The following is a 23,600-nucleotide window of genomic DNA, read 5'->3' as shown; positions in this document are numbered from 1 at the left end:
ATGCTGTGGGCCTGCATCCTGCTGCCGCAACTGGCACTCGACAGCGTGCTGCGCGGTCGCGACGACCCCCAGGCGCCGCTGGTGCTGCTCAGCGGCCCGGCGCAGCGGCGCGTGTTGCAGGCGGTCAACCCGGCGGCCCGGGCCCTGGGGCTGCGCGCCGGGCAGAGCCTGAGCACCGCGCAGGCGCTGGCCAGCAGTTTTACCTGCGTCGAGCATGACCCGGCGGCGGTCGAGCAGTTGCAGCAATTGCTGGCCGCCTGGGCCTACCAGTTCAGTTCGCAGGTCAGCCTGCATTACCCACGCACCGTGTTGCTCGAAGTCGAATCCAGCCTGGGCCTGTTCGGGCCCTGGCCGCTGTTCGAGGCCCGCCTGCGCAAGGAGCTGGGCGAGCTGGGGCTGCGTCATCGCATCGTGCTGGCCAGCAACCCGGTGGCGGCGCGCATGCTGGCCAACGCCCATGACGGGCTGGCACTGAACGACCCCCAGGCCACCCGCGCCGCCCTTGCGCAGATGCCCGTGGACCGCATCGGCCTGCCGGTGGAGGCCGCCACGGCCTTGTCGCGCATGGGCCTGCGCGACCTTGGGCAGGTGCTGGGGTTGCCGCGCGATACCCTGGCCAGGCGTTTTGCCGCCAGCGTGCAGGTGCACCTGGATCGCCTGCTGGGCCTGCGCCCCATGGCGCTGGCGTGCTACCGACCGCCGGACCGGTTCGAGGCGCGGCTGGAACTCAACTTCGATGTGGAGTCGCACCAGGCGCTGTTGTTTCCGTTGCGCCGGCTGATTGCCGACCTGGCGGCATTCCTGGCCAGCCGTGACGGCGGCGTGCAGCGTTTTACCCTGCACCTGGAACATGCCCGGGGCGTCGCCACGCCGGTGGTGGTCGGCCTGCTGGCCGCCGAACGCGAGGCGGGCATGCTGTTCGAGCTGGCACGCGGGCGCCTGGAGCAGTTGAGCCTGCCCGCACCGGTGCGCAGCGTGCGCCTGGTGGCCGACGACCTGCCGGCGTTCGTGCCGCAACCGGGCGAGCTGTTCAATGCGCGGCCCCAGCAGCAACAGGGCTGGGAGCAGTTGCGCGAGCGTTTGCGTGCACGCCTGGGCGATGAGAGCGTGCGGGCTGTGCAGGCTTTTGCCGACCACCGCCCCGAGTGCGCCTGGCAGGCGGCAGGCGGCGCCCCGCCGCTGGCCCGTGCGCCGGGCGGGCCGCCGCGCCCGGGCTGGCTGCTGGCCGAGCCGCAGGCCTTGGCGCCCGAGGGCCTGCGCCTGCTGGCCGGGCCCGAGCGGATCGAATCTGGCTGGTGGGATGGCGGCGATGTGCGGCGTGACTACTACCTGGTCGAAACCCCGGCTGGCCAGCGCGGCTGGGCCTACCGGCCACTGGGCGAAGGCGGGCCGTTGTGGCTGCAGGGCTGGTTCGCATGAGCGTGGGCTATGCCGAGCTGCACTGCCTGTCGAACTTCACCTTCCAGCGCGGGGCCTCGAGTGCCCGCGAGCTGTTCGAGCGGGCGCACCAGCAGGGCTACCAGGCCCTGGCGATCACCGACGAATGCACCCTGGCCGGTATCGTGCGCGCCTGGCAGGCAGCCAGGGAGACGGGCCTCAAGCTGATCGTCGGCAGCGAGGTGCGGGTGCACGACGGCCCCAGGCTGGTGCTGCTGGTCGAAAACCTGAGCGGCTACCAGCACCTGTGTCGGCTCATCACCCTGGCGCGGCGCCGGGCGAAAAAGGGCGAATACCAGCTGCTGCGCGAAGACTTCGCCGGCCCGTTGCACGGCCTGCTGGCGCTGTGGGTGCCGGACGAGCCGTTGCAGGCCGGCCCCGGCCTGTGGCTGCGCGAGGTGTTCGGCGAGCGCCTGTGGCTGGCGGTGCAACTGCATCGCGGTGCCGACGACCATCAGCGCCTGCAACAACTGCAGGGGTTGGCCGCGAGCCTGAACCTGCGCACCGTGGCCTGTGGCGACGTGCACATGCATGCGCGTGGGCGGCGCGCGCTGCAGGACTGCATGAGCGCGCTGCGCCATCACAGCACCGTGGCCGGTGCCGGGCAGCACCTGTTCGCCAATGGCGAGCGGCACCTGCGGCCCCTGGCGCAGCTGGCCGAGCTGTACCCGGCCCACCTGCTTGAGGCCACCCTGGAGATTGCCCGGCGCTGCACCTTCGACCTCGGCCAGTTGCGCTACCAGTACCCGCGCGAAGTAGTGCCCGAGGGGTACACGCCGACCGGCTGGCTGCGCACGCTGTGCGAACGCCAGGTGCCGTGGCGCTGGCCGGGGGGAATCGAGCCGGCCGTGCGCCAGACCCTCGAACACGAACTGGCACTGATCGCCGAGCTGGGTTACGAGAGCTACTTCCTGACCGTCTACGACATCGTTCATTTTGCCCGTGGCCAGGGCATCCTGTGCCAGGGCCGGGGCTCGGCAGCCAACTCGGTGGTGTGCTTCGTGCTGGGCATCACCGAGCTGGACCCGACCCGCACGCACCTGCTGTTCGAGCGCTTTTTATCGCGTGAGCGCGACGAGCCGCCGGACATCGACGTGGACTTCGAGCACGAACGGCGCGAAGAGGTGCTGCAATACGTGTTCAACCGCTATGGCCGCCACCGCGCCGCCCTGACGGCCGTGGCCAGCACCTACCATGCCGCCGGGGCGGTGCGCGACATTGCCCGGGTGCTGGGGCTGCCGCCCGACCAGATCAACGCCCTGGCCGATTGCTGCGGGCGCTGGACCGACCGCATCCCGCCGCCGGAGCGGTTGCGCGAAGCCGGTTTCGACCCCGACAGCCCGCTGCTGCACCGGGTGCTGACCTTGACCGGCGAGCTGATCGGCTTCCCCCGGCACCTGTCGCAGCACCCTGGTGGCTTCGTGATTTCCGAGCAGCCACTGGACACCCTGGTGCCGGTGGAAAACGCCGCCATGGACGAACGCACGGTGATCCAGTGGGACAAGGACGACCTGGACATGGTCGGCCTGCTCAAGGTCGATATCCTGGCCCTGGGCATGCTCAGCGCCTTGCGCCGCTGCTTCGACCTGGTGCGCTACCACCGCGGGCGCGAGCTGACCATCGCGACCCTGCCGCCGGACGATGTCCCCACCTACGACATGATCGGCCGTGCCGATACCGTGGGGGTGTTCCAGATCGAGTCACGGGCGCAGATGGCCATGCTGCCGCGGCTCAAGCCACGCGAGTTCTACGACCTGGTGATCGAGGTGGCCATCGTGCGCCCCGGGCCGATCCAGGGCGACATGGTGCACCCGTACCTGCGCCGGCGTAACAAGCAGGAGCAGGTGACCTACCCGTCGGATGCGCTGAAGAAGGTGTTCGAGCGCACCCTGGGTGTGCCGCTGTTTCAGGAACAGGTGATGGAGCTGGCCATGGTGGCTGCCGACTATACGGCGGGCGAGGCCGACCAGTTGCGCCGTTCGATGGCCGCCTGGAAACGTCACGGCGGCCTGGAGCCACACCGCGAGCGGCTGACCCGGGGCATGCTGAACAACGGCTACAGCGTCGAGTTCGCCGAGCGCATCTTCGAGCAGATCAAGGGCTTTGGCAGCTACGGGTTCCCCGAGTCCCACGCGGCCAGCTTTGCCTTGCTGACCTACGCCAGTTGCTGGCTCAAGTGCCACGAGCCGGCGATCTTCGCCTGTGCGCTGATCAACAGCTGGCCGATGGGCTTCTACAGCCCGGACCAGATCCTGCAGGACGCGCGCCGCCACCGCATCCAGATTCGCCCGGTGGATGTGCAGCACAGCCAGTGGGACTGCAGCCTGGAGCCGGTGGGCGGCGATGAACTGGCGCTGCGCCTTGGCCTGCGCCAGGTGCGCGGCTTTCGCCAGGACGATGCCCTGCGCCTGGCACAGGCCAGGGCGCAGCGGGCGTTCGGCGATGTGGCCGACCTGTGCCTGCGTGCCGGCCTGGATGCGCGGGCGCGGGCGCTGCTGGCCGATGCCGGGGCCCTGGGCGCCCTGGCCGGGCACCGTTATCAGGCACGCTGGGAAGTGGCGGCGGTGCAGGCGCAACTGCCGCTGTTCGCCGGGGTGGAGCCGCCCCGTGAAGCGCCGGTGAACCTGCCGGTGCCCAGCGTGGGCGAGGACCTGTTTGCCGACTATGCCAGCGTCGGCACCACATTGGGCCCGCACCCGCTGAGCCTGCTGCGCCGACGCCTGAATGGCCTGGGCTGTCGCAGTTCGCAGGCCCTGGAGGGGGCCGAACACGGCGATGCGGTGAGCGTGGCGGGGCTGGTCACCGGGCGCCAGCGGCCAGGCACTGCCAGCGGCGTGACCTTCGTGACCCTGGAGGATGAGTTCGGCATGGTCAACGTGGTGGTGTGGCGCGAGCTGGCCGAGCGTCAGCGCCGGGTGCTGGTGGGCTCGCAGCTGCTGCGGGTGATGGGTACGCTCGAATGCGCCGACGGCGTGCGCCACCTGATCGCGAAGCGCCTGGAAGACCTCAGCCCGCTGTTGCACGGGCTGGATGTGCGCAGCCGCGACTTTCGCTGATCACACCATCGCCAGGCGCTGCTTGCGGGTGGGCGGCGGGAAGGCGCGGTCGATGGCGCGCAGGTCTTCGCTGCTCAAGGTCAGGCTGGCCGCGGCGGCATTGAGCTGCACATGGCGCTTGTCCACCGCCTTGGGGATCGCGATCACGCCGTCTTCACGGGTTACCCAGGCCAGCGCCACCTGGGCCGCGGTGGCGCCATGGCGTTCGGCGATCTGGTTGAGGGTCGCGTTTTTGAGCAGGCGTCCGGCCTGGGCCAGCGGGCAGTAGGCCATGGTTGGCAAGTGGCGCTTGTGGCTGTAGGGCAGCAGGTCGAACTCGATGCCGCGCTGCTCGGGGTTGTACAGCACCTGGTTGGTGGCGCAGGCCGGGTTGTCCAGCTCGCGCAGGTCATCGGTATCGAAGTTGGACACGCCCCAGCGCCGGATCTTGCCGGCCTCGCGCAGGCGCTCGAAGGCTTCGACGGTTTCCTCCAGCGGGTACTGGCCGCGCCAGTGCAGCAGGTACAGGTCGATATGGTCGGTGCCCAGGCGCTGCAGGCTGCGCTCGCAGGCGGCGGGGATGCCGCTGCGGCTGGCGTTGTGCGGGTACACCTTGCTGACCACGCAGACCTGCTCGCGACGCCCCTGGATGGCCTGGCCCACCACCCGCTCGGCGCCGCCCTCGGCATACATTTCGGCGGTGTCGATCAACGTCAGGCCCAGGTCGATGCCGTGCTGCAGGGCGGCGACCTCGGCTTTCTGCTGGCCGGGGTCTTCGCCCATGTACCAGGTGCCCTGGCCGATGACGGGTACGGTGGAGTCGCCGAGTTCGAGCGTACGCATGGAAGGCTCCTGCAAAGTGGGGAGGGTGGTCTACTGTCCTTTAGGGTTTTGTGGCGGGTCAAGCCTACCCGCGTCGACATTGATTTGAATAACCAATCAATCCATCAAAAAAACAAAATTAACAAATGAGTGGCCAAGGGTGAAGATGGCCCCAGACGCTCTCCGACGACCCTCGTCGGTTCTACAACTACAAAAGGCGAATCAGCATGGCCGGACTGGACAAGCGCGTAGCGACCTATGAAGAGGCCCTCGAAGGCCTTGCCGACAACATGACCGTACTGGCAGGCGGCTTCGGCCTGTGCGGCATCCCTGAAAACCTCATTGCCGAGATCAAGCGCCGCGGCGTGCGCGGCCTGACCGTGGTGTCCAACAACTGTGGCGTCGACGGCTTTGGCCTGGGCGTGCTGCTCGAAGACCACCAGATCCGCAAGATGGTCGCCTCGTATGTGGGCGAAAATGCCGAGTTCGAGCGTCAGCTGCTCAGCGGCGAGCTGGAAGTGGAACTTACCCCGCAAGGCACCCTGGCCGAGAAGATGCGCGCCGGCGGCGCCGGCATCCCGGCCTTCTTCACCGCCACCGGCTACGGCACCCCGGTGGCCGAAGGCAAGGAAGTGCGCGAATTCAACGGGCGCAAGTACATCCTCGAAGAAGCCATCACCGGTGACTTCGCCATCGTCAAGGGCTGGAAGGCCGACCACTACGGCAACGTGGTGTACCGCAACACCGCGCAGAACTTCAACCCGCTGGCCGCCACCGCCGGCAAGATCACCGTGGTGGAGGTCGAGGAGATCGTCGAGCCAGGCGTGCTGCTGCCTACCGAGATCCATACCCCGGGCATCTACGTCGACCGGGTCATCGTCGGCACGTTCGAGAAGCGTATCGAAAAACGCACCGTCAAAGCCTGACCCGACCCCGCGCAGAACAACAAAGAGAACCTGAGCATGGCACTTACCCGCGAACAAATGGCACAACGTGTCGCCCGTGAACTCAAGGACGGCTACTACGTCAACCTTGGCATCGGCATCCCGACCCTGGTGGCCAACTACGTCCCGGCGGATATGGACGTGATGCTGCAATCGGAGAACGGCCTGCTGGGCATGGGGGAATTCCCCACCGAAGCGCAGCTGGACGCCGACATGATCAACGCCGGCAAGCAGACCGTGACCGCCCGCACCGGCGCGTCGATCTTCAACTCGGCCGAGTCCTTCGCGATGATCCGTGGCGGCCATGTCGACCTCACCGTGCTGGGGGCGTTCGAGGTGGACGTGGAGGGCAACATCGCCTCCTGGATGATCCCGGGCAAACTGGTCAAGGGCATGGGCGGGGCGATGGACCTGGTGGCTGGTGCCGAGAACATCATCGTCACCATGACCCATGCCTCCAAGGACGGCGAGTCCAAGCTGCTGTCGCGTTGCAGCCTGCCGCTGACCGGTGCCGGCTGCATCCGCAAGGTGCTGACCGACCTGGCCTATCTTGAGATCGAGAATGGCGCGTTCATCCTGCGCGAGACAGCGCCGGGGGTGAGCGTGGAAGAGATCGTCGCCAAGACCGCCGGCAAGCTGATCGTGGCCGATGATGTGAAAGAGATGACGTTCTAGGCTGATAACCGCCTTGCCTGTGCTGGCCTCTTCGCCGGCAAGGCCGGCTCCTGCAGGGAACCACGCATTCCTGTGCAGGAGCCGGCCTTGCCGGCGAAGGGGCCTTCAGCCGTTCAAAAAAAATCAATAAGAAGGAAAATCCCGTGGCCGCCGAACTCCAAGACAGCCGCTCCGCCCGCTTTGCCCTGCGTTGCTCCAACTGGGCCGAACGCTGGTTCCCCGACTCCTGGGTGTTCGCCGCCCTGGCCGTGGTGCTGGTGTCACTGGCCGCCCTGGCCATGGGCGCCAAACCCCTCGATACCGCCACCGCCTTCGGTGACGGGTTCTGGAGCCTGATCCCCTTCACCATGCAGATGGCCTTCGTGGTCATCGGCGGCTATGTGGTGGCCAGCTCGCCGCCGGCGGTGAAACTCATCGACCGCCTGGCGCGCATTCCGAAGAACGGCCGTTCGGCCGTGTGCTGGGTGGCGCTGATCTCGATGGTCGCCTCGCTGCTCAACTGGGGCCTGTCGCTGGTGTTCGGCGGCCTGCTGGTACGCGCCCTGGCGCGCCGTACCGACCTGAAGATGGACTACCGCGCCGCCGGTGCCGCCGCCTACCTGGGCCTGGGCGCCGTATGGGCGCTGGGCCTGTCCTCGTCGGCCGCGCAGCTGCAAGCCAACCCGGCCAGCCTGCCGCCGTCGATCCTGGCGATCACCGGGGTGATCCCGTTCACCGAAACCATCTTCCTCTGGCAGTCGGGCGTGATGCTGGCGGCGCTGGTCATCGTGTCGCTGATCGTGGCCTACGCCACTGCACCCGGCCCGCAGAGTGCCCGCGATGCCCAGGCCTGTGGCATCGACCCCAGCTTCAGCGCACCACCACCGGCGCAGCGCACGCGCCCAGGTGAATGGCTGGAATACAGCCCGGTGCTGACCCTGCTGCTGGTGGCCCTGGCGGCTGGCTGGCTGTACCACGAGTTCTCGACCAAGCCGGCCATCACCGCGATCTCGGGGCTCAATACCTACAACTTTCTGTTCATCATGCTCGGCGCCTTGCTGCACTGGCGCCCGCGCAGCTTCCTGGATGCGGTGGGCCGTGCGGTGCCGACCACCACCGGGGTACTGATCCAGTTCCCGCTGTACGGCTCGATCGCGGCCATCCTCACCCAGGTCAAGGGCGTGGACGCGCAAACCCTGGCGCACCATATCTCCACCTTCTTCGTGCAGATCGCCTCGCATGACACCTACGCCTTGCTGATGGGCGTGTACTCTGCGGTGCTGGGCTTCTTCATTCCCTCCGGTGGCGGCAAGTGGATCATCGAGGCGCCCTACGTGATGCTGGTGGCCAACGACCTGCAGTACCACCTGGGCTGGGCGGTGCAGATCTACAACGCCGCCGAGGCGCTGCCCAACCTGATCAACCCGTTCTACATGCTGCCGCTGCTGGGCGTGCTGGGGCTCAAGGCGCGCGACCTGATCGGCTTCTCGTTCGTGCAGTTGCTGGTGCACGTGCCGCTGGTGCTGTTCTTGCTCTGGGCGCTGGGCACCACGTTGCAGTACACGCCACCTGTGATGCCGTAGCGCATCCGGCGGGTAAAAAAGGCGATCTTCGGATCGCCTTTTTCATGCCTAAATTAAATCGATAAGCATTCGTATTAAGGGTGATCCGATGATGTCCCGCTGTGTACTTCTAAACGGAATTTCCCGTCGTAAACAAGGAGAAGGCCGCGATGTTCGCGCCGATTACCCGTTCCATGACGTTGACACTGGGCCTGTGCGGCACCGCCTGCAGCGCCGTCGCACTGGCTGACAACGAACCTCTGCCCGACGCCGCCCCCCAGGCGCTGGAGCTGGGTTCGACCAACGTGAATGCCCAGGGCCTGGGCAGCACCACCGAAAACACCGGGGCCTACACCACCGGCAGCATGAGCACCGCCACCCGCCTGAACCTGTCGATCAAGGACACCCCGCAGTCGATGTCGGTGCTGACCCGCCAGCAGCTGGACGACTTCCAGCTCGACAACCTTTCCGAAGCCATGGGCCAGGTGACGGGCGTGGTGGTGCAGCGCAACGACTCCGAGCGCCCCACCTACAACTCGCGCGGCTATGCCATCGACAACTTCCAGATCGACGGCATGCTCAACACCTTCTCGGGGCTCAAGTCCGACTCGGACACCATCATCTACGACCGCATCGAAGTGGTGCGTGGCGCCACCGGGCTGACCACCGGCGCCGGCGACCCGTCGGGCACCATCAACATGATGCGCAAGCGCCCCACCCATGAACTGGCGGTGAAAACCGGCCTGCGTGGCGGCAGCTACGACAACTACTACAGCTATGTCGACGTGGGCGGGCCGCTGGCCTTCGACGGCCGTCTGCGCGGGCGCAGCGTGCTGGCCTACCGCGATGCCCATTCGTTTCGCGACCGCTACCAGACCCAGCGCGAGGTGGCCTACGGCATTCTCGAGGGCGACCTGAGCGACGACACCGTGCTGGCGGTGGGGTACGACTACCAGAACAAGCATGTACAGGGTGCCTCGTGGGGCACCGTGCCGTACTGGAACGCCTCCGGTGGCAAGGCCAAGCTGCCGCGTTCGAACAACATCTCGGCGCCGTGGAGTTCGTGGCCGCTCAAGGACGAGACCGTGTTCGCCACCCTCGACCAGCGCCTGGGCGGCGACTGGCACCTCAAGGCGGCCTACACCTACCGCCAGAGCGAAACCGACGGCAAGGTGTACTTCGGTGGCCAGGGCTTCCCCGAGGCCGACCGCAGCGGCATGAATGCCTGGGTCAGCCACTTCATCGGCGACGAGAAAATGAGCGCTGCCGACCTCAACCTGGGTGGGCCCTTTGCGCTGCTGGGGCGCGAGCACGAATTCATGATCGGCTATGGCGAGTCGCAGCGGCGCAACAGCGCGCCGCTCAAGCGGCCCCTGGACCTGCCGCCCGGCTACACGACCATCCCCGACTGGAAGTACCTGGGCGGGGTAGACAAGTTCGCCGATACCGTGACCAACCTGGATGGTTCGCGCGATACCACGCAGCAGAAGGCCGGCTATGTCGCCACCCGGCTGAACGTCACCGATGCACTGCACCTGGTGCTGGGCAGCCGCTACGGCAGCTGGAAGGTCACGGGGCGCTCATGGGCATTCGATGCGGCGGGGCAGGTGGTGGAGAACCCGCGCTCCAGCCGCACCCACAATGACGTGTGGACACCCTATGCGGGCGTTCTGTACGACATCACCGACCAATACACCGTGTACGCCAGCTACACCGACATCTTCAAGCCGCAGAACTACAAGGATGTCGACGACAAGTACCTGGAACCGGTGGTGGGCAGCAACTACGAGGTGGGCCTGAAGGGCAGCCTGCTGGACGAGCGCCTGAACCTGTCGACGGCGGTGTTTCGCAGCAAGCAGGACAACGTGGCCGAGGTGGACGATTCCATTCCGGTAGGGCCCAACGGCGAGCAGTATTACAAGTCCGGCGGCAAGGGCAATACCGTGGAGGGCTTCGAGGCAGAGGTCGCTGGCGAGGTGATGGCGGGGTGGAACATGACCCTGGGCTACAGCTACACCCACTCGCTGGATGCCGAGCACAAGCGGCGCAACACCACCCAGCCGTTGAACATGGTGCGCTGGAACAGCACCTACAGGGTGATGGACAGGTTGACCGTGGGTGGGTCGGTGGATTGGCAGAGCGACATCTACCGCAGCGGCAATCGTCCGGTGGGGCGAGGCAGCGATGGCCGGATCATCACGGCGGCGGCTGACATTCGCCAGCGGTCCTACACGGTGGTGGGGTTGATGTCCCGTTACGAGTTCGACGAACACCTGTCGGCGTCCTTGAACGTGAAGAACCTGCTGGATACCAGGTACTACAACAACGTGGGGTTCTACAACGGGGTGTACTGGGGTGATCCGCGCACGCTGACGGTGAGCCTGGATTGGCGGTTGTAGCGCCCTGAAGCCGAGCCAACAGGGCTGACGATGCATGCCCTGTTGGCCGTGGCGATACCGTGCGCCGAGGCCGTGAGAAGGCCTTACCCCATCTGTTCGAGCAACCCGCGCAACCGCTCACGCCCGGTGTCATCCAGCCCGAACACCGGCCTGCGCGGCTCGCCCACCTCCAGCCCGGTCAACGCCAACCCTGCCTTCACCGTCGCCGGCAAGCCGCCCTTGAGGATGAACTCCAGCAATGGCAACTGCCGGTAGAACAGCGCCCGCGCCGCCTCAAGGTCGTTACCCAGCACGGCCTGGTACAGCTGCTGGTTGAGCGCCGGAATCAGGTTGGCTGCCGCCGTGCACCAGCCCGTGGCACCGGCCACGAACGCTTCCAGGGCCAACGGGTTGCAGCCGTTGTAGAACGGCACCTGGCCTTCGCCCAACTGCTGCAGTTTGTGCATGCGCTGGATGTCGCCGGTACTCTCCTTGACCATGGTCACGTTCTCGACCTGGCGCACGATGCGCATGATCAGCTCCACCGACAGGTCGGTGCCGCTGGTGGCCGGGTTGTTGTAGAGCATGATCGGCACGCCGATGCAGTCGCCGATGCTCTGGTAGTGCTGCAGGATCTCGGCTTCGCTCAGCTTCCAGTAGGCCGCCGGCAATACCATCACCGCATCTGCCCCATGGGCCTCGGCAAAGCGCGCACGGCGCATGGCACTGGCGGTGGTCAGGTCCGAGACGCTGACAATGGTCGGTACCCGCCCGCCAATGTGCGCCAGGCTGAACTCGGCCACCTGGTCCCACTCGCGGTCGCTCAGGTAGGCGCCTTCGCCCGTGCTGCCCAGGGGTGCGATGGCCTGTACCCCACCTTCGATCAGCCGATCGATGGAGCGGCCCAGGGCCGCCAGGTCAAGCTGGGTGCCGTCGGCGCTGAACGGGGTGATGGTGTAGCCGATGATGCCGTGAAAAGTCGTGGACATGAAAAAACACTCCGCAGAAAACAGGTTCAGTTCAGGCAATCGGCATGCTGACGCAGGCACTGCCGGGCATAGTAGGCGAACGCCGCACCGTGGCGCTTGGGGCGGGCGATCCAGTCGTGCGCTTCGCGCCCCAGCACCGGCTCGATGGGCTTGATCTGGCCGGCTGACATCGCCAGCAACTGCAGGCGCGCCGCGCGCTCGATCAACTGCGCGATCACACAGGCTTCCTCGATGCTGGCGCCGGTCGACAGCTGGCCGTGGTGCGAGAGCAGGATGGCGCGCTTGTCGCCCAGCGCCGCGCTGATCAGCTCGCCTTCCTCGTTGCCCACCGGCACCCCGGGCCAGCCTTCGAGAAACGCGCAGTCTTCGTACAGCGGGCAGAGGTCCATGTGCGACACCTGCAACGGTACCTCGAGCATCGACAATGCGGCGATGTGGGTCGGGTGGGTGTGGATGATGCAGTTCACATCCGGGCGTGCGCGGTACACCCAGCTGTGAAAGCGATTGGCCGGGTTGGGCATGCCGCTGCCTTCGAGCACCTCCAGGTCCTCGTTGACCAATAGCAGGTTGCTGGCGGTGATTTCATCGAAGCCCAGCCCCAGTTGCTGGGTGTAGAAGGTGCCCGGTTGCGGGCCGCGGGCACTGATCTGCCCGGCCAGGCCGGAGTCGTGGCCGTTGTCGAACAGGATTCGGCAGGTCAGCGCCAGCTTTTCACGCACAGTCCACGTATTATCGGCAAGCGAGCCCTGCATCTGTTCCAGGGCCTGCTTGACCAGTTGGTCCTTGGGGAGTGCTAATGTCTTGGCCATTGGGGTTTCCTCGGTGGCGGATCGGACGTCAGGGCTGGCCTGCCCCGGTTGCTTGGAAGGTGAGCGGGGTGGTCAACCTCATGACACAAACAAGGCTATATGACACAAAGTGTCATTGGCAAGGGAAAGGTTGCCCATTGCACCGGGAATAGCGGCGTTAAATGTCTATCCGATTGAAAGTATTAAGAAAAAAACTTGGGCTGACGCTTGAGACGCTGGCCGAGAAAACGGCCATGACCAAGAGCTACCTGTCCAAGGTGGAGCGGGGTCTGAACACCCCTTCGATTGCGGCGGCGCTGAAACTGGCGCGGGCGTTGAACGTGAACGTGGAAGAACTGTTCGCCGAAGACCAGCCTGCGCAGGCGCGCTACAGCCTGGTACGCCGGGGTGAGCGCCAGGCGTTGTCCGGCAGCGCCGAAGGGCCGGGCTACGCGGTGCTGGCCCAGCATATCGGCCAGCGCAGCCTGCTGCCGTTCATCATCTGCCCGCCGGCGGACTTCAGCGACTCGACGTTCAAGGAGCACCTGGGCGAAGAGTTCCTGTTCGTGCACGAAGGGCAGGTGGAAGTGGACTTCATGCACGAGCGGGTGTTGCTCGAGCGCGGCGATGCGCTGCACTTCAATGCCCAGACACCGCACCGGCTACGCTCGGTCGGGGCGGTGCAGGCGCAGTTGCTGGTGGTGGTGCACGACGCCGACTCGCCGGTTTAACCGGGCTGTCGAATGAACGCCACCGGCACGTGGGCCGTCAGCCATACGCCATTGTCGGCCTGGAAGAACGCCAGGCCCTGGGCGTGCATTGCCGCTGCATCGATGTGCAGCAGTACCGGTGAGCCGTAACGCTGGCCGACCGCAATGGCCGTGGCGGGGTCGTGGGACAGGTGCACGTGGTGACGGTTGCCGGCGATCAGGCCCTGTTGGGCAATCGAGTCGAGAAAGCGCGTTGCCGTACCGTGGTACAGCTCGGCAGGCGGCGCCTTGGGCGCGTACTGGAGCTCGACCGTCGCTGTCGAGTGCCCCTGTACGGCGCGAATCCTGCGGCCATCGTCCGACAGGCCGAAGCGTTTCTTGTCGCTGCTGGCCGCCACCGCCTGCAGGTGCGCCAGGTCCAGCGCGCGGCCCTGGCGAGCGGCGCCGGCAATCAGTGCATCGACATCGCCCCAGCCTTCGCTGTCCAGTTGCAGATCGATGGATTCGGGGGCGTGACGCAGCACGTAGCTGAGAAATTTGCTGGTTTCGGTGAAGTGCTTGCTGCTCATGCGGGTCTTCCTTGAACGGTCTGCGCGGCAGCTTATCAGGGCGCGCAAGCGGCGACGAGCGGTGCGCAAGGGGCAGTGGCACGCCCTGAAGCCTGATAGAGTGCGCGTTGTTCCACTGCCCACAGGCCCGCACGCGATGACCACCACCTCGTATTTCTGGCGTGACCCGGCGTTGCCCTTCATCGAGGCGCGCGGGGTCGCAGACGGTCGCAAGGTCTGCTATGCGCGCCATTCCCATGCCGGGTTTTCCATCGGTGCGATCACTGCCGGGCGTAGCTCCTACCTCAGCGGGCACACCTGGCGCGAGGTCGAGACCGGCACGGTGGTGATGATGAACCCTGGTGTGGTGCACGCCTGCAACCCGATCGCCGACCAGCCGTGGTCGTACCTGATGCTTTACGTGGACATGCCGTGGCTGACCCGGCTTGGCTTCGCACCAGTCGCTGCCACCCTGAGTACCGCCCCGGCCCTGTTCGAGGCCCTGTTGCAGTTGTACGACGTGCTCATCGACAACCAGCGTGGCGCGGCGTGCAAGGCGGCGGCTGCCGAAGCGTTCTTCGGCGACCTGCGCCAGCAGCTGGAGGCAGCGCCACCGCCGCTGGCCAGGCCGGATGCGCGACTGGAGCGGGCGGCGGCATTCATTCGCGCACATTGCACCGAACCGCTCAAGCTCGAAGACATCAGCCAGGCGGCCGGCTTGTCCACCTCGTATCTGATCCGCACCTTCAAGCAGCATTACGGCCTGACCCCGCACGGCTTTGTGCTGGACTGCCGCGTGCAGTACGCCCGCGCCCAGTTGCGCCAGGGCCGGCTGATCGCCGAGGTGGCGCTGGAGGCCGGGTTTGCCGACCAGGCGCATCTGCAACGGGCATTCAAGCAGCACCTGGCTGCGACGCCCGGGCATTACCGCTCAGCCTAGGCGCTGTACGAAAAGCCTTGATACTCGGTGATGCTGCGTTGAAAACAGCCTGACCTTCGTCTTTTTCATACAGACCCCTGCATCAGGTACAGCGCACTCAGCACCAGCAGGGCGGCCAGGCTGCGATTGAACAGGCGCAGGCGCCGCGGGTTGTCGAGGTAGCTGCGGATCAGGCTGCCGGCCAGCGCCCAGCTGCCCAGCGAGAGGTAGCAGATCACCAGGTAGATCAGGCTGAACTGGCCCAGCAGGGCGGTTTCGCCCTGGCCCACGAAGGCGCCGATGCCCGCCACGCAGGCCAGCCAGGCCTTGGGGTTGAGCCATTGCATGGCAGCGCCGCGCAGCAGGCTGGGTGCGTGGGTATCACGCCCTTCACCGAGCGCGCCGTCGTCGCGGGCCAGTTTCCATGCCATGTACAGCAGAAACAGCACCCCGGCCCAGTGCAGGGCAACGGCAAGGCCTGGCCAGTGGCGCAGCACCTCGTGCAGGCCCAGGCCGATCAGTACCAGCAGCAGTATGAACCCCAGGGTGGCGCCGGTAACGTGGCGCATGGCCGGGCGCAAGCCATGCCGTGCGCCGGCGCCCAGGGCAACGATGTTGACCGGGCCAGGGGAAATGGAGGCGGCCAGGGCGAAGGCGGCCATGGAAAGGCTGAGGCTCATGCGGCAGATCCTTGAGGGGGAGGGTGCAGCGAGGGTAGGCGGGAAGGTCGGTGGGGTATTGAAGGAAATTGCCCTGTGCCGCAGCGCGTGTTTTGCCACAGATTGAAATAATTTCACGCTGTGAGAAAAGTCAGCTGAAATTGTAGGATCACCGTCCCTAATTGACCCAAGGTTGATATGACTTCGTTCTCGGAGCCTCCCAGTACCCGGCCGTCCTGGCCATCCTCCCTTTCCCGTCCCCGTGACGTTTCCCGCCTGAGTACCTGCCCATGGAATGGCTAGCCGACCCCACGGCCTGGCTGGGCCTTGCCACGCTGATCGTGCTCGAGCTGGTACTGGGTATCGACAACCTGGTGTTCATCGCGATTCTCGCCGACAAGCTGCCGCCCCATCAGCGCGACCGCGCGCGGGTGATCGGCCTGTCGCTGGCGCTGATCATGCGCCTGGGCCTGCTGGCCAGCATCTCGTGGATGGTGACGCTGACCGCGCCGCTGTTCGAGGTGTTCGACAAGAGCTTCTCGGGCCGTGACCTGATCATGCTGTTCGGCGGTGTGTTCCTGCTGTTCAAGGCCACCATGGAGTTGCACGAGCGTCTCGAAGGGCATGTCGCCCACCATCAGGGCCCGGCGCGCCATTCGGCGTTCTGGCCGATCGTGGCGCAGATCGTGGTACTCGATGCAGTGTTCTCGCTGGACGCGGTGATTACCGCCGTGGGCATGGTCGAGCACCTGTCGATCATGATGATCGCGGTGATCTTCTCCATCGGCATCATGATCGTCGCGAGCAAGCCGCTGACCCGCTTCGTCAACGCCCACCCCACTGTGATCATGCTGTGCCTGGGCTTTCTGATGATGATCGGCTTCAGCCTCACCGCCGAGGGCCTGGGCTTTCATATACCCAAGGGGTACCTGTACGCGGCAATCGGCTTCTCGATCCTGATCGAGCTGTTCAACCAGCTGGCCCGCGCCCGGCGCAAGCGCAGCCTGCAACAGCACCGGCCATTGCGCGAGCGCACCGCCCACGCGGTGATGCGCATGCTGGGCGGGCGCCGGTTGCAGGCCGACGAGGTGGGTGAGGACATCGCCGACCTGGTCGAGGATGGCGATGAACAGGTGCTGTTCGACCGCCGCGAACGGGTGATGATCAGCGGCGTGCTGAACCTGGCCGAACGCCCCATCAGAACGCTGATGACGGTGCGCGCCAAAGTCGACTTCATCGACCTGGCGCAACCGCCGGAGGCGATCCGTACCGCGCTGATGCATTCGTCCTACTCGCGCCTGCCGCTGATTCGCCAGGGGCGGGTGGAGGAGCCGCTGGGCTTCGTGCACAAGAAGGAGCTGCTCAGGGAGCTGCTGGCCGGTCACGAGCCGGACCTGGAGCGCCTGGCGCGCACGCCGCTGAACCTGCTGGAGAGTTTCAGCATCCTCAACGCGCTGGAGCAGATGCGCAGCCAGTCGACCCACATCGCCTTCGTGGTCAACGAATTCGGCGACTTCACCGGCGTGCTGACCATGACCGATATCCTCGAGTCCATCGCCGGCGAGCTGCCCGATGCCAGTGAAGTCGAAGGGCCGGGCATCGTGCAGGCGCCGGACGGCTACCTGGTCAACGGCGCGCTGAACCTGCGCCAGATCCAGGCGCAGATCGGCTTTGCGGCCAAGCCCACCGAGGACTACCAGACCCTCGCCGGCCTGGTCATGAGCCTGCTCGACCGCCTGCCGCGGGTGGGCGATCAACTGACCTGGGGCGACTGGCTGATGACCGTCGAGGCCGTGCAGGAGCGCCGGGTGCGGCAGGTACGGCTTACACCGAACGCCGCCGCTGACGCAGCAGGTGCCTGACCCCCTCGAGCACCAGCACCACCACTGCCAGCCAGATCGGCAGGTAGGTCAGCCACTGATCCGGGGCGATGCTCTCGCCCAGGATCAGGGCCACCGCCACCAGCAGCACCGGTTCCACATAGCTGAGCAGGCCGAACAGGCTGAACGCCAGCAGACGGCTGGCCATCACGTAGGTGACCAGCGCCAGGGCGCTGATCACGCCCAGGATCGGGATCAGCACATAGAGCTGCGGGTGGGCCAGCAGGTCGGCTGCGCTCAGCGGGCCCTGCACGATGAAGTACACCGAGGGCGGCATCATCAGGCACATGTCGGCCCACAGCCCGCCCAGGTGATCGGTGCGCAACTTGCGCCGCAAGATGAAGTAGAACGGGTAGCCGCCGGCCACCAGCAGGGTTTCCCAGGCGAACGAGCCATGGCGTATCAGTTCATGCCCCACCCCCACCACGGCGCAGGCCACGGCGACCTTCTGCAGGCGTGACAGGCGCTCGCCGTACACCACCCGCCCGGTCAGCACCATGGTCAGCGGCAGCAGGAAGTACCCCAGCGACACCTCCATGCTGCGCCCGTGCAGCGGTGCCCACAGGAACACCCACAGCTGCAGCCCCATCAATGTCGAGGTACCCACCAGCCCCAGCAACAGCAGCGGTTTGCGCCGGATGCGCTGCAGTACGCCGATTGCCAGTGGCCAGTCCTTGGACAGCAGCATGAACAGCGTGATGCACGGCAGGGTCAGCAGCATGCGCCAACCGAAGATTTCCTCGCCGTCGAGGGGGGTGAGCAGGGAGGTGTAGTAGTACATCAGGGCGAACAGACACGACGCCATGACCGATGAAACGATGCCTCTGGACAAGGGGGCCTCGGGAGCACGAAGGGGTAGGGAAGTGGTGAGCGCGCATGATCTCAGGGGCGCGTCACCTGGGCAACCGGCTGTGTGCCCAATGCAGCCACGAACTCGGCCAACGGCATCGGCCGGGCGAACAGGTAGCCCTGCTGGAAGTCCACCCGGTGCCGGGCCAGGTAGTCGCGCTGGGCGATGGTCTCCACGCCCTCGGCGACGATGCCCAGGCCCAGCTTGCCCGACAGCTCGATGATGCTGTCGAGGATATGCAGCGACAGGGCATCGACGCCGATCATGGCCACGAAGCTCTGGTCGATCTTCAGGTAGTCGACCTTGAACTGGCGCAGGTAGCCCAGGCTCGACTGGCCGGTGCCGAAATCATCGATGGCGATCATCACCCCCAGGGCCTGCAGCCTTGCGAACAGTTGCTCGGTGGTGTCGCTGGGTACCACCAGCTTGCGCTCGGTCAGTTCCAGGGTCAGGATCACCCGGCCAGGCGGGAAGGCGGCGAGAAAATCGCGGCAGTCGTCATACAGGGCCATGTCCTGGCAGTGATCGGCAGTGATGTTGATGCCCACATGAAAGCCGTCGCCAAAGGTCTCGGCGTGGGGCGCCAGGCCTTCGGCCACGCGCTGCATCAGGCGCCGGGTCATGGGCACGATCTGGCCGCTGTGCTCGGCATAGGGAATGAACAGGTCAGGGCGCACCATGCCTTCGCGCGGGTGCTGCCAGCGCATCAGCACCTCGGCGCCGGCCCAGCGGTAGTCACCCTCGCGCACCACCGGCTGGAAGTACGGGATGAACTCGTCGGCCTCCAGTGCCCGTTGCAGCTCCACCCGTGGCGAACTGGCCCTGCGCAGCTGCCAGCGGCAGGCCGCGCCGGCCATCACGCCCAGCAGGGTTACCAGGCCGAACAGCCCCGGGTACTCGGCGCGCATCAGGCGCCAGGGCTCGCCAGCGGCATAACCGCTGTGCACCGAAAAACGATAGCGCTGCGAGGCCTGCTGCGTCGGCGCCACGGCAAACACCGGGGGCGGGCCCTGGTGCACCACGCCGTCTTCGCCCATCCAGTTGGGGCCTACCTGCAGCACCAGGGTGGTGCCCTGGTCGAGCAGCTCCAGGGCGCTGCTCAGGTGGTCGCCATCGACGGTGGTGATGGCGCCGTCGTTGCCCTTGCTGAGCCGGTAGGCCAGCAGTGCATGGCCGGGCGTCACCGAGTTGCCGTTCATCAGCCACAGGCTGCCATCGACATAGTCCTTGGCATCCACCGGCTCGCTGAAGTTGCCAAATAGCGAACTGCAGTACAGGTCATTGTCACGAAACAGGTTGCTGGAGCGTACGAACGAGCCGCGTGTCACCTGTTCGCGCAGCGCCAGCGTGGCCTCTGCGCAGGGTTGGCGGGTCAGGGGCAGCAGGGCCTGGGCGGCGCCGGCGATGTTGTCGAGGATGCGTTCGAAGTGCCCGGTGACCAGGGCGGCCGTGTTCACGGCCCTGGCCTCGAGCTCACGCTGTGCCTGCCAGTGCATGATCAGCACGCCGGACACCACCGGTATCGCCCCCACCAGCCATGGCAGCAGGGCTCGCAGGGTCCAGCGACCGGGGCGTTTTTTCGTGAGGGGCATGGTGGCTACCTGTGCGGGATGAGCGCGGATGATTTCAAGGGCAGGGTTTCCCTGGTACCCCTGAGCGCACAGCATAGCCGTTCATCGGCCCGTATACAGCTGAGGCGTCAGCCTGATGTACTGCAGGGGAGGCTGCCGCTGTCGGCAGGCCCGGGCACTAAAGTACTTACAATTTTTCTTACGCCCTGTAGAATCGCGTTACGCATACAATAATAAGGTCCTTCGCCACTGGAGGATCAGACGGCCGAGAATAGGTCCCATATGAAGTGTCATGGGTTCAAACTGATTTATGGTGACTACCTCGCCCGCAGTGTGAGGGGCATCTCCTGCGCGCCGCCACGTTCGCTCCACATCGACAGCAAGCTACCCCTGTGATTTGAACGCTTTGATGATGAGGAAACGAACATGGCAGATATCTTCGAAAACCCGATGGGCCTGATGGGCTTCGAGTTCATTGAACTGGCCGCACCTGTCCCGGGTACCCTGGAGCCGATCTTCCAGATCATGGGCTTCACCAAGGTCGCCAGCCACCGCTCCAAGGACGTGCACCTGTACCGTCAGGGCGGCATCAACCTGATCCTGAACAACGAACCCAAGAGCGTGGCGTCCTACTTTGCCGCCGAGCATGGTCCGTCGGTGTGCGGCATGGCCTTCCGTGTGCGCAATGCCCATGAAGCCTATGCTCGTGCCCTGGAGCTGGGTGCCCAGCCGGTCGAGATCGAGACCGGGCCGATGGAACTGCGCCTGCCGGCGATCAAGGGTATCGGCGGCGCGCCGCTGTACCTGATCGACCGTTTCGAGGAAGGCAGCTCGATCTACGACATCGACTTCAAGTGGATCGAAGGCGTGGACCGCAACCCGGTCGGCGCCGGCCTCAAGATCATCGACCACCTGACCCACAACGTGTATCGCGGGCGCATGGCCTACTGGGCCGGCTTCTACGAGAAGCTGTTCAACTTCCGCGAGATCCGCTACTTCGACATCAAGGGTGAGTACACCGGCCTGACCTCCAAGGCCATGACCGCCCCCGACGCGATGATCCGTATCCCGCTGAACGAGGAGTCCTCCAAGGGCGCCGGCCAGATCGAAGAGTTCCTGATGCAGTTCAACGGCGAGGGCATCCAGCACGTCGCCTTCCTCACCGACGACCTGATCAAGAGCTGGGACGCGCTGAAAAAGCTCGGCATGCGTTTCATGACCGCGCCGCCGGATACCTACTACGAAATGCTCGAAGGCCGTCTGCCGAACCACGGCGAGCCGGTGGGCGAGCTGCAGTCGCGGGGCATTCTGCTGGACGGCTCGTCCGAGGCGGGCGACAAGCGCCTGCTGCTGCAGATCTTCTCCGAAACCCTGATGGGCCCGGTGTTCTTCGAGTTCATCCAGCGCAAGGGTGACGACGGCTTCGGCGAGGGTAACTTCAAGGCCCTGTTCGAATCCATCGAGCGCGACCAGGTTCGCCGCGGTGTACTGACCGCCGAGTAAACGCGGCGCGTATGCAAAAAGGCCATCGAGCATGCCTCGATGGCCTTTTTTTGTGCCTGCGCCGGCCTCAACCGTAACGACGCACCGATGGCGCGCGGCGGTTGCGAAACAGCGTCCAGTACACCGCTGCCGAGGTCATGACGCCCACCAGCAGCAACGACGGGATGATGGCCTGGGCGTTGGACAGCATCGCCTGCCAGATATGGCCGTCCGGGTAGCCGCCATGGATGGTGTACCCGTAACTGGCGGACAGCACGCGGACATGCTGTTCGGAGTGATCGGGCAGCACGTCGTCGAAGGTGCTGCCCTCGCTCCACAGGTAATCGTCACCGAACTGCAGCACCAGATTGGCGCTGGCCTTTACCCGCTGCATCGTGGCTTGCAGGGTCTTGGCGTCGACCAGGGCCAGCACGCCGAGCGGGTACTCCTGCAGGCGGTAATACAGGATGGCCGAGTCCGGGGTCACATCGTTGCCCGGCTCCAGGCGCAGGCGCTGGTTGAAGAAGCTGCCCGGGTCGACCAGTAGCTGGTATTCGCCGTGCACCGTGCTGCAGTAGGCCCGGTTCTCGCGCACCAGCACCAGCGAGCGCAGCTCGGGGCGCATCACCACTTCGGTACGCAGGCTGGGCAGGGCCCGCGGGCAGGGGAAGTCCGCCAGGTTGAGCACCTTGTTGCTGGCATTGTGCAGCGAGTCGAGGATGCGATCGATGTCCTGCTGGGTGTGCTGGATCGAGACCAGGGTCGACTCGGCCAGCATCTTTTCCACCTGCCAGCTCATGATCAACAGGCCGCACCCCACAGGGGTCAGGCCGATCAACAGGATGACCAGCAGTTCCAGCAGCACACGGCCAGCGCGAAATTTGTGACGGGGCATGATTCACCTATGTTGACAGAGCGGGCCGCAGGGGCGCGCGGGCATCTTGAGCGGATGCCGTTCAGCATAAGTGAGGGGCGTAGTTTGCCCTTGTAAGACGCGACGACATTGGCCGTGCTATTCGTCGACGCTCCGGGGGGCTAGCCTGCCTTCGATGCGGCCAGTACTGCCAGCACCTGGCGTGCGACAGCGGCCGAGGAGGCGGGGTTCTGCCCGGTGATCAGGCGCCCCTCGCGCTGGTCGCGCACCACGTATTCCTGCCAGGGGTCCTCGGCCTTGCTGTACAGGCCACCGCGCGCGGCCAGTTCGTTCTCGGTCAGAAACGGCACCACCTTGTCCAGTTCGACCAGTTGTTCCTCGACGTTGGAGAACCCGGTAACCTCGCGGTCCTTGAGCAGCAGGGTGTTGTCACTGAGCTTGATGTTGAGCAGGCCGACCGCGCCATGGCACACCGAGGCCACCACGCCGCCGGCCTCGAAGATCTGGCGCGCCAGGCCCTGCAATGCCGTGTTGTCGGGGAAGTCCCAGATCACCCCGTGGCCGCCGGTGAAATAGATCGCGTGGTAGTCCTGCGCCTTGACCTGGTCAGGGGCCAGGGTGGCGCCCAGGCGGTTCATGAACGCCTTGTCGTCGTACCACTGCCAATCCAGGTCCGGGGCCATGCTCAGGCTGTGCGGGTCGATCGGCACGTAGCCGCCGGCGGGGCTCACATAGTCCACCTTGTAGCCGGCCTTCTCGATCACCGCAACGAAGTGCACGGCTTCGCCCAGCCACAGCCCGGTGGCGCGCTTGAGGCTCGGATACCTGGCGGTATTGGTCAGCACTACCAGTACTTTCTTGCTCATTGCAGCGTTCCTCTGGTGATCGGGCGCGGGGAGGGGTGGGGCGAAGCAAACCTATAGAGCATAGTCGCGGCCGCAAAACCCGCCATCGCCCAGGGCGTTGTGCTAGTTTCCACCCATACAGCCGCTGTCACAGGAGTCACCGTCATCATGTCCACACACACCGACCCGTTCATGCAGGCCGCCATCGACGAAGCGCAGAAGAGCCTGGCAGAAGGTGGCATTCCCATCGGCTCGGTGATCGTGCACCAGGGCAGGATCATCGGACGCGGCCACAACCGACGGGTGCAACAGGGCAGCGCGATACTGCATGGTGAAATGAGCGCGCTCGAAGATGCCGGGCGCCAGCCGGCCAGCGTGTACGCCGACGCCACCCTCTATACCACCCTGTCACCCTGCGCCATGTGCAGCGGCGCCATCCTGCTGTACGGCATCAAGCAGGTGGTGATCGGCGAGCACCACACCTTCCTGGGCGAGGAGGACCTGCTGCAGAGCCGTGGCGTGAACCTGCAGGTGCTGCATGACGCCACCTGCACCGGCCTGATGCGCAGATTCATCGAGGACCACCCCCAGCTCTGGAACGAAGATATCGGCGAGCAGTCCGAGCCTTGAGCCCCAAGGAAGCGCACCCGATC

The 23,600-nt window shown here is 65.7% G+C and carries 20 protein-coding genes; 11 read left to right on the top strand and 9 right to left on the bottom strand.

From position 1 onward, the window contains the following. Both NP552_RS03065 and NP552_RS03060 read left to right on the top strand, forming a co-directional pair. A complete protein-coding gene (locus NP552_RS03065) occupies positions 1-1,419 on the top strand; it encodes a Y-family DNA polymerase (RefSeq protein WP_078480165.1) in 1,419 nt (472 codons plus the stop codon). Beyond that, on the top strand, positions 1,395-4,493 hold the full coding sequence (locus NP552_RS03060) for an error-prone DNA polymerase (RefSeq protein ID WP_218278986.1): 3,099 nt from the start codon (positions 1,395-1,397) through the stop codon (positions 4,491-4,493). Before NP552_RS03065 ends, NP552_RS03060 begins: the two co-directional genes overlap by 25 nt. On the opposite strand, the gene NP552_RS03055 is transcribed toward NP552_RS03060, so the two are convergent. After that, positions 4,494-5,315: an aldo/keto reductase gene (locus NP552_RS03055; protein ID WP_043862942.1), complete on the bottom strand. Its 822-nt coding sequence runs from the start codon at positions 5,313-5,315 to the stop codon at positions 4,494-4,496. A gap of 206 nt (positions 5,316-5,521) precedes the next feature. Here NP552_RS03055 and NP552_RS03050 point away from each other — a divergent pair, with 206 nt between their 5' ends. From NP552_RS03050 to NP552_RS03035, 4 genes are all read left to right on the top strand, one after another. Next, positions 5,522-6,220, top strand: coding sequence for a CoA transferase subunit A (locus NP552_RS03050; protein WP_043862941.1), 699 nt, complete (start codon positions 5,522-5,524; stop codon positions 6,218-6,220). Positions 6,221-6,256: 36 nt separating this feature from the next. After that, positions 6,257-6,913, top strand: coding sequence for a CoA transferase subunit B (locus NP552_RS03045; protein ID WP_054915387.1), 657 nt, complete (start codon positions 6,257-6,259; stop codon positions 6,911-6,913). Positions 6,914-7,056: 143 nt separating this feature from the next. After that, positions 7,057-8,475: a short-chain fatty acid transporter gene (locus NP552_RS03040; protein ID WP_043862939.1), complete on the top strand. Its 1,419-nt coding sequence runs from the start codon at positions 7,057-7,059 to the stop codon at positions 8,473-8,475. A 149-nt stretch (positions 8,476-8,624) separates the two neighbouring features. Next, positions 8,625-10,853 (top strand): TonB-dependent siderophore receptor, encoded by a 2,229-nt coding sequence (locus NP552_RS03035; RefSeq protein ID WP_274096413.1) that lies wholly within the window; start codon positions 8,625-8,627, stop codon positions 10,851-10,853. 83 nt (positions 10,854-10,936) lie between these two features. Here NP552_RS03035 and NP552_RS03030 read toward each other — a convergent pair whose 3' ends face one another. Together NP552_RS03030 and NP552_RS03025 are read right to left on the bottom strand one after the other, a co-directional pair. Beyond that, entirely contained in the window at positions 10,937-11,821 is an 885-nt protein-coding gene (locus NP552_RS03030; protein WP_058540669.1) for a dihydrodipicolinate synthase family protein, read from the bottom strand. A 26-nt stretch (positions 11,822-11,847) separates the two neighbouring features. Beyond that, the gene (locus NP552_RS03025) at positions 11,848-12,630 is read right to left on the bottom strand and encodes an aldolase (RefSeq protein WP_043862936.1); all 783 of its coding nucleotides are present in this window, start codon (positions 12,628-12,630) and stop codon (positions 11,848-11,850) included. A gap of 161 nt (positions 12,631-12,791) precedes the next feature. Between NP552_RS03025 and NP552_RS03020 the strand changes: the two genes are divergently transcribed. Next, positions 12,792-13,340 (top strand): helix-turn-helix domain-containing protein, encoded by a 549-nt coding sequence (locus tag NP552_RS03020; RefSeq protein ID WP_043862935.1) that lies wholly within the window; start codon positions 12,792-12,794, stop codon positions 13,338-13,340. On the opposite strand, the gene NP552_RS03015 is transcribed toward NP552_RS03020, so the two are convergent. Continuing rightward, complete coding sequence (locus NP552_RS03015) at positions 13,337-13,888, bottom strand: RNA 2'-phosphotransferase (protein ID WP_274096412.1); 552 nt, start codon at positions 13,886-13,888, stop codon at positions 13,337-13,339. The two genes, NP552_RS03020 and NP552_RS03015, sit on opposite strands and share 4 nt — an antisense overlap. A 136-nt stretch (positions 13,889-14,024) precedes the next feature. On the opposite strand from NP552_RS03015, the gene NP552_RS03010 reads away from it, so the two are divergent. Then, positions 14,025-14,807, top strand: coding sequence for an AraC family transcriptional regulator (locus NP552_RS03010; protein WP_088515382.1), 783 nt, complete (start codon positions 14,025-14,027; stop codon positions 14,805-14,807). A gap of 65 nt (positions 14,808-14,872) precedes the next feature. Here NP552_RS03010 and NP552_RS03005 read toward each other — a convergent pair whose 3' ends face one another. After that, entirely contained in the window at positions 14,873-15,466 is a 594-nt protein-coding gene (locus NP552_RS03005) for a LysE family translocator (protein ID WP_054915382.1), read from the bottom strand. Positions 15,467-15,735: 269 nt separating this feature from the next. Here NP552_RS03005 and NP552_RS03000 point away from each other — a divergent pair, with 269 nt between their 5' ends. Continuing rightward, positions 15,736-17,307, top strand: coding sequence for a TerC family protein (locus tag NP552_RS03000; protein ID WP_043862931.1), 1,572 nt, complete (start codon positions 15,736-15,738; stop codon positions 17,305-17,307). Here the strand turns inward: NP552_RS03000 and rarD are convergent. After that, complete coding sequence (rarD, locus tag NP552_RS02995) at positions 17,270-18,157, bottom strand: EamA family transporter RarD (RefSeq protein WP_274096411.1); 888 nt, start codon at positions 18,155-18,157, stop codon at positions 17,270-17,272. The two genes, NP552_RS03000 and rarD, sit on opposite strands and share 38 nt — an antisense overlap. Positions 18,158-18,207: 50 nt before the next feature. Beyond that, entirely contained in the window at positions 18,208-19,767 is a 1,560-nt protein-coding gene (locus tag NP552_RS02990) for an EAL domain-containing protein (protein ID WP_173925067.1), read from the bottom strand. Between the two features lie 405 nt (positions 19,768-20,172). Here NP552_RS02990 and hppD point away from each other — a divergent pair, with 405 nt between their 5' ends. Continuing rightward, on the top strand, positions 20,173-21,249 hold the full coding sequence (gene hppD / locus NP552_RS02985; RefSeq protein ID WP_054915379.1) for a 4-hydroxyphenylpyruvate dioxygenase: 1,077 nt from the start codon (positions 20,173-20,175) through the stop codon (positions 21,247-21,249). 67 nt (positions 21,250-21,316) lie between these two features. On the opposite strand, the gene NP552_RS02980 is transcribed toward hppD, so the two are convergent. Together NP552_RS02980 and NP552_RS02975 are read right to left on the bottom strand one after the other, a co-directional pair. Then, complete coding sequence (locus tag NP552_RS02980; protein ID WP_043862927.1) at positions 21,317-22,123, bottom strand: CSS-motif domain-containing protein; 807 nt, start codon at positions 22,121-22,123, stop codon at positions 21,317-21,319. A gap of 140 nt (positions 22,124-22,263) precedes the next feature. Continuing rightward, positions 22,264-22,968, bottom strand: coding sequence for a type 1 glutamine amidotransferase domain-containing protein (locus tag NP552_RS02975; protein ID WP_043862926.1), 705 nt, complete (start codon positions 22,966-22,968; stop codon positions 22,264-22,266). 147 nt (positions 22,969-23,115) lie between these two features. On the opposite strand from NP552_RS02975, the gene NP552_RS02970 reads away from it, so the two are divergent. Beyond that, a complete protein-coding gene (locus tag NP552_RS02970) occupies positions 23,116-23,577 on the top strand; it encodes a nucleoside deaminase (protein ID WP_274096410.1) in 462 nt (153 codons plus the stop codon). Positions 23,578-23,600 lie beyond the last annotated feature (23 nt).

The organism is Pseudomonas sp. 8209 (assembly GCF_028682105.1).
Lineage (GTDB): Bacteria > Pseudomonadota > Gammaproteobacteria > Pseudomonadales > Pseudomonadaceae > Aquipseudomonas > Aquipseudomonas palmensis.
The sequence above is the reverse complement of the archived record's forward strand: the minus strand, read 5'-3'. Positions and strand labels throughout refer to the sequence as shown.